Below are 358 nucleotides of genomic sequence, written 5' to 3'. Positions count from 1 at the left end.
CGGCTTCCTGGGCGCCGCGGGCTCGACGCTGCTCGCGGTCGCGGTCATGCCGGACGGCAGCGTGACCGGGCGGGCCTGCGCGCAGATGCCGAAGGCGACGAAGCCCGAGACCTTCGCCTCCCTCGTGCAGATGTCGCGCGACTGCTACCCGCACGACCGCGTCGCCGACAGGTACTACGCCGCCGCGGTGCAGATCCTCGACGACGCGGCGCGGACCGCTCCAGGAGAACTGACGCTCCTCGAGGACGGGATGGCCGCGCTCAACCGGCCGGCCGTCGAGAGGCACCGCCTGCCCTACGCCAAGGTTCCGCAGGACACGGACCGGGCGGCCCTCCTCGAGACCATCGAGCCGACCCCG

1 protein-coding gene is annotated in these 358 nt (G+C 73.5%); it reads left to right on the top strand.

All coding sequences use genetic code 11. The features are described from left to right. On the top strand, positions 1-358 hold a 358-nt coding region (locus ACLBXO_RS31795), incomplete at both ends, for a gluconate 2-dehydrogenase subunit 3 family protein (RefSeq protein WP_447687925.1).

This window comes from Methylobacterium sp. C33D (assembly GCF_053345825.1).
This window is presented reverse-complemented; position numbering and strand designations above follow the sequence as displayed.